Raw genomic sequence first — 6,000 nt, 5'->3', positions numbered from 1 at the left:
GGGGAAACCACGATCATCGCTCCGGGGACGACCTATAAAGAAATCAGTCGCAATCATCTCAAAGAACCGACGCTCGCCTCCTATGCGGTCGCCGGCGACACGCTACTGATTCGCACGAAGTCTCAACTCTATCGGATTGGTAAATAACTTCTCGATTCACCTTTAACCCATTATTGTATCCGGTGTTCCCTGCAGATGTGGGCGGGCGGTGCGGTCTCTATTGAGTGAGAGATCCCTGCCCGACGCGTCCGGAGAACGCCCCTACAGGATTGAATTACACTAGAATTCCAGACGCATGACCGCTCCAGTACCTTCAGAAGAACCCGTTAAAAAAATAGTGATTGCCTCCGACCATGCCGGGTATCGCTACAAAAGACGCATCATCGAATACCTGACGCAACAAGGCTACCAGGTCGAGGATTTCGGCACCGACTCCACCGAGTCGGTCGATTACCCGGACTTTATCTTTCCCGCCGCCAAAGCGGTTGCAGCAGGTCAGTTCGAGCGAGGAATCGTGCTGGGGGGATCAGGCAACGGCGAGGCGATCGCAGCCAACCGGATCAAAGGGGTACGCTGTGCTCTCTGCTGGAATGAAAAGTCAGCTCGCCTGGCACGGCAGCACAATAACGCCAACATGATTTCGATCGGCGAGCGGATGGTTTCGCTACACGATGTGTATGAGATCATCGATATCTGGCTCACCACTCCCTTCGAGGGAGGCCGGCACCTGCGACGGATCGAGAAGCTGGACGAATAGCTGGTATCTACAGCAAAACAGCGTAATTTTAGACCCGCCCATTAATACAAACGGCATTTATTAAATGGCGTTGACAAAATAATCACAGCCTGTAAGGTGGAGGAGTGAGAAATCATCCAAAAGCCTCCTTTCTCTGAAAGCTGTGACTATGTATGGCCGGTTTCTATTCGCGTTGTATCTCTGCTTTCCTCTGTCTGCGAGCGAAACAAGCGTCGTTTCTGCAGCCGATGCTGCCCCTGATTTCGAAAAAGAAATCGTTCCTCTGCTGATCAATCGTTGCCTGGAATGTCATCAGGAGCAGAATGCATCCGGCAACCTGGTGCTGACGACGCGGGCCGGTCTGCTGAAAGGGGGCGACTCCGGGCCAGCAGTGGATCTGAACGCACCTCTGGAAAGTTATCTGCTGGAGCGCGTGCACGCGGGAGAGATGCCTCCTGAAAAACAGGGGCGTCCCCAGCCTTTGCCTGCAGCAGAAAGGGCCACGCTGAAACACTGGATCCAGGCGGGAGCGCCCTGGCCCGAGGCACGCCACATCGATCTGTTCGAACGGTCGACCGACTTGCGGGCCGGTCGGGACTGGTGGTCCCTGCAGCCGATCAAGCGGCCTGCGGTTCCCCAACTGAAAACGTTCGAACAACCTGCGAATCCGATTGACGCCTTTATTCTGAAGCGACTCGAAGATCAGCAGATGACGCCCGCACCGCTGGCGGACAAACGAACGCGGCTAAGACGTCTCTATTACGATCTCACCGGGCTGCCTCCTACTCTGGCTGAAGTGGAAGCTTTTGAAAACGACACTTCGCCCCAGGCGTGGGAAACAAGCATTGATCGGTTGCTTAACTCGCCTCAATACGGAGAACGCTGGGGGCGGTACTGGCTGGATCTGGTCCGTTTTGCAGACACCAGCGGTTATGAACGGGATCAGGAGAAACCGTTTGCCTGGAAGTATCGCGACTGGGTTGTTGATTCATTGAATAACGATCTGCCGTACGACCAGTTTATTCTGCAGCAGCTTGCCGGGGATGAAATTCCCGATCGCAGCGAGCGTTCGGTCATTGCCACCGGTTTTCTGCGGCTGGGCACCTGGAACGATGAACCCAATGACCCCCAGGATTATCAATACGATCGCCTGGAAGATCTGGTGCATACCACATCGTCGGCTTTTCTGGGCATGACTGTGAAATGTGCCCGCTGTCACTCGCATAAGTTCGATCCGATTACCCAGGAGGATTATTACCGCATGGCATCGGCGTTCTGGGCAGGTCCTGTTGCCCCTGGTGATCGCGGGCTGCTGGGAGGTCCATCGCCTGAGCAACTGGGTTTTAAAGAGGTACTGGGCTGGACCGACCTGAGTGCCACTCCGCGTGCCTTACACGTTTTAAAAAATGGCGAGCGTCTGCATCCGTTACAGCAGGTCGAGCCGGCCTCCTTATCAATGGTCCCCCGTCTGGAACAGGCATTTACTCCCCCTCCGGAAGGCTCCCCTACTTCACAGAGACGTCTGCAACTGGCCCGCTGGATCATAAACCCCGATCATCCGCTGACAGCCCGGGTCCTGATGAATCGACTGTGGCAGCATCACTTTGGTGCCGGGATCGTCCGCACGCCAAACAATCTGGGGTTCCTGGCAGATCCGCCGACACATCCGGAACTGCTCAACTGGCTGGCTGCCGAGTTTCAATCCGGGGGCTGGACGCTCAAGCGGATGCACAAGCTGATTCTGACATCACAGACATGGCAGCAGTCGTCACTGCATCCCCAACAGGCCGACTACAGGGAACGAGACTCGGGCAATCGACTCTGGTGGCGGGCCGAACGCCGACGTCTCGATGCCGAAGCACTGCGAGATTCCATGCTGGCGCGGACTGGTGAGCTCGATCTGCGACAAGGGGGGCCCGGATTCAGACCAACCATCAGTCCCGAAGCGCTGGAAGGCCTTTCCCGGAAAGACAAAGCCTGGCAGGCATCTCCGCCTGATGAACAGAAACGACGCAGCCTGTATACCTACACGAAGCGGGGCCTGCTGCCCCCGATGATGACGACGTTTGATCTCTGCGATACCACCCAGAGCTGCGGCAAGCGGGACGTGACCACGGTGCCGACCCAATCCCTGGCGTTACTGAATAACCGGTTTGTGCATGACCGCAGTGAAGCCCTGGCTGTCAAGATCTGTCAAACTTCAACAAAACCGGAAGACCGGGTCAAAGCATTGTGGGAGCGCGTCTATGCCCGTTCTCCGAGTGCAGAAGAACAGAAGCTGGCGTTACAGCACCTGCTGGTTCAGACAAAACGCTTCCGGGAACAAAAGACCGTCTCCCCCACTGCTGAGCCAGAAGCTGCGAAACGGCTCCCTCCGCAGATTCTGGCGGTCGCGTCGCTCTGTCATGTGTTATTTAATTCGAACGAGTTCCTGTATGTAGACTGAGGAGGCCGTGATGCATCATCGTCGTTTTCCCTGTGGTGAAACACGCCGCGAATTTGTCTGGGAGATGGGTGCTGGTTTTGCTGGCCTGGCGTTGGCCAGCCTGCTGAGCCGAGACGGCTTTTTTACCCGACAGGGATATGCCGATGACTTGCCCTCCAACCTCAACCCCACCGCAGCCAGAAAACCGCAACTCAAACCGCGCGCGAAGGCCTGTATCTTCCTGATGATGAACGGCGCGCCCTCCCAGGTAGACACATTCGACTACAAACCCGAACTGGAAAAGTATGCGGGAAAACAGCTGCCGGCTGATAAAAAATTCATTAATTCCGGGGGACGTAAGGTCGGTTACCTAACGCCCGCCTGGCGGAAATTTCGACCAGGTGGTGAAAGCGGGCTCCTGGTCTCTGACTATTTTCCGCAGGTCCGCAAACACGCAGACAAACTGTGCGTGATCAATTCCTGTCATACCGATAGTCATGCACATGGCTCAGCGCTGGTTGCCATGAATACCGGGAAAACCCTGATCGGCAGGCCCTCGCTGGGCAGCTGGTGCGTGTATGGACTGGGCAGTGAAAATGAAAGCCTGCCCGGTTATGTTGTCATGCTGGATAAGCGGGGTGGCCCGATCAGTGGTCAACCTAACTGGTCCAGTGGATTCATGCCGGCCACTTTTGCGGGTACCCTGTTCCGCCCCGTGGGTGATCCGATTCTGGATTTAAAGGGACCAGCGCATCTGACTCCTGCAGCACAACGCGAACAGCTGGATCTGCTGTCACAACTGAACCAGAAGCATCTGGATGCCCGTCCGGGGGGACAGGAGCTGGCGGCGCGGATCAACAGCTACGAACTGGCTTACCGCATGCAGACCGCCACTCCGGAAGCCGTTGATCTGACGCAGGAAACTCGCGAGACACTCGACATGTATGGCGTGGGCCAACAGCCCACAGATGAATACGGACGCAACTGTCTGATCGCCCGCCGCCTGGTGGAACGGGGTGTGCGATTCATTCAATTGTATTCCGGAGGCGGTCACCTGGAAGAGACCTGGGATGCGCACGAAAGCATTGAAAAGAACCACGGTCGGCACGGGGCCGAAGTCGATCAGCCGATCGCCGCCCTGCTGACCGATCTCGAACAACGGGGTCTGCTGGATGAAACCCTCGTCGTCTGGGGGGGCGAATTTGGTCGAATGCCTTTCAGTGAAGGACAAAATGCACCAGGACGCAACCACAACCCCTATGGCTTCAGCATGTGGCTGGCGGGAGGCGGCGCCCGCGGGGGAACCACCTACGGCCAGACTGATGAATTCGGATTTGAAGCAGTTGAAGACAAAGTGCACCTGCACGATTTACATGCGACGATTCTGCACATGATGGGGCTGGACCATGAACGTCTGACTTATTTCCACCAGGGACGAAATGAAAGCCTGACCGATGTCGGCGGGCATGTCATTCCGGACCTGCTGAGCTGAACCTGTTCAATCAATCAAATACCACCTGAGGATAAAGATGAAATCTCTGGTCTCTTCCCAGCCACAATTAATCAGTCAGATGAACGAGCGGATGGTGCTGCGTATCCTGCGTTCGAACGGTCCCAGTTCCCGTGCTGAAGTCAGACGCCTGACGGGAGTGACAGCGCCCACGGTCTCCAAAGCCGTTGCTTCGTTGTTGAAATCGGGAATGCTGGAAGAGTTTGAAGTCGCAAGCACTTCGCGCGGCCGTCCTGCCAAAAAACTCCGTCTGGCCAGAGAGACGGCCCAAGTGGTCGCCCTGGTGATTGATTCGCCCACCTGCACACTGATTTCAACGGGTCTGGACGGCACCTTGAGAGAAGAGACACGCGTCGAATTCAAAACTCCGGACACTTATCAACAGTTGCTGGAAATAGTGACTGATACCATTGAAAATATTCAGTCTACCCGGGGAGTTCGAACTCTGGGCACAGGAATCAGCCTGCCGGGACTGTTTGATTATCGCGAGGGCCGCTCCCTGCTTTCGCCGAATGTCCCCATCACCAACGGGCAATCTATCGGCAAGGATTTAGCGCAATGCCTGGGCATGGAATGTGTTGTCCTGCAGGAAACCGATGCCCTGTGCCTGGCGGAAAGACACTCGGTGCTGGCACAGGACATCGATGATTTTGCCATGCTCGATACCAGCACCGGGATCGGTCTGGGTGTCCTGATTGAAGGGCGTCTGTTCAAGGGAAATAACGGTCTGGCGGGGGAAATCGGTCACCTGCCCATGGTGCCGGACGGGGTGAAATGCGGCTGTGGTCGCAGAGGCTGCCTGGAAACGATTGCCAGTGACACCGCGTTTGTCAGAATGATCTCGGAGCGTGTTGGCCGGAGACTGGATCTGCCACAGATCCTGGAACTGGTACAGTCGAATCAGCTGGATGTTTCCAGAGAACTCGCGAGCGTCTGTAACCAGCTGGCATTCGCCCTGGTCACCGCCATCAATCTGTTCAATCCACAGACCCTGTTCATCCACAGCCGTCTGTTTGACATGGATGAGTCATTTATGGATCAGTTACAGGAGCGCACTGCAGAACAGGCGCTGGCCTGCTCATTTAGAGACTGCCGCATTCAACGCGCACGGGGCAGCAAGCTGGAAGGAGCGGTGGCAGGGATCGTGGAAAACCTGACCGACTCCCGTATCCGCGAATCGAATCCTCACTATGTCAAAGTGCTGTAGAGCCTGATGAAAAGCCATCGTGTTTCAAATCGAAGCCAGGGATTACTTTTGAGGTCAAACTGAGATCTGGTGTGGACGTCGACTCACAAAAAAACGCCCCGGATTAACGGGGCGTCTGTGAG

5 protein-coding genes (1 of these 5 running past the window's edge) are annotated in these 6,000 nt (G+C 56.0%); all 5 read left to right on the top strand.

Annotated features, from left to right (window positions below):
• Window positions 1-147, top strand: the end of a protein-coding gene (locus Enr10x_RS03970; RefSeq protein WP_232093226.1) for a PQQ-like beta-propeller repeat protein. Its footprint begins 1,116 nt before the window's first position; only the last 147 of its 1,263 coding nucleotides appear in the window; its start codon lies off the left edge, out of view; it ends in the stop codon at window positions 145-147.
• A 148-nt stretch (window positions 148-295) separates the two neighbouring features.
• Window positions 296-757 carry a ribose 5-phosphate isomerase B gene (gene rpiB / locus Enr10x_RS03965; protein ID WP_145448204.1) on the top strand — a complete coding sequence of 154 codons (462 nt, stop codon included), beginning with the start codon at window positions 296-298 and terminating at the stop codon, window positions 755-757.
• Between the two features lie 148 nt (window positions 758-905).
• Window positions 906-3,182: a PSD1 and planctomycete cytochrome C domain-containing protein gene (locus Enr10x_RS03960; RefSeq protein ID WP_145448203.1), complete on the top strand. Its 2,277-nt coding sequence runs from the start codon at window positions 906-908 to the stop codon at window positions 3,180-3,182.
• A gap of 10 nt (window positions 3,183-3,192) precedes the next feature.
• Window positions 3,193-4,653, top strand: a complete 1,461-nt coding sequence (locus Enr10x_RS03955) for a DUF1501 domain-containing protein (RefSeq protein WP_145448202.1) — start codon at window positions 3,193-3,195, stop codon at window positions 4,651-4,653.
• Between the two features lie 37 nt (window positions 4,654-4,690).
• Entirely contained in the window at window positions 4,691-5,878 is a 1,188-nt protein-coding gene (locus Enr10x_RS03950) for an ROK family transcriptional regulator (protein ID WP_145448201.1), read from the top strand.
• Window positions 5,879-6,000: the final 122 nt, after the last annotated feature.

The organism is Gimesia panareensis (assembly GCF_007748155.1).
Classification (GTDB): Bacteria; Planctomycetota; Planctomycetia; order Planctomycetales; family Planctomycetaceae; genus Gimesia; species Gimesia panareensis.
Note: the sequence above shows the minus strand (reverse complement) of the source record. Positions and strands in the feature narration are given on the sequence as shown.

What these genes read in the sequence shown, in the direction of transcription:
- Enr10x_RS03960 (WP_145448203.1), top strand. Translation starts at nt 906, where the DNA reads ATGTATGGCCGGTTTCTATTCGCGTTGTATCTCTGCTTTCCTCTGTCT.
- Enr10x_RS03950 (WP_145448201.1), top strand. Translation starts at nt 4,691, where the DNA reads ATGAAATCTCTGGTCTCTTCCCAGCCACAATTAATCAGTCAGATGAAC.
- Enr10x_RS03955 (WP_145448202.1), top strand. Translation starts at nt 3,193, where the DNA reads ATGCATCATCGTCGTTTTCCCTGTGGTGAAACACGCCGCGAATTTGTC.
- rpiB (WP_145448204.1), top strand. Translation starts at nt 296, where the DNA reads ATGACCGCTCCAGTACCTTCAGAAGAACCCGTTAAAAAAATAGTGATT.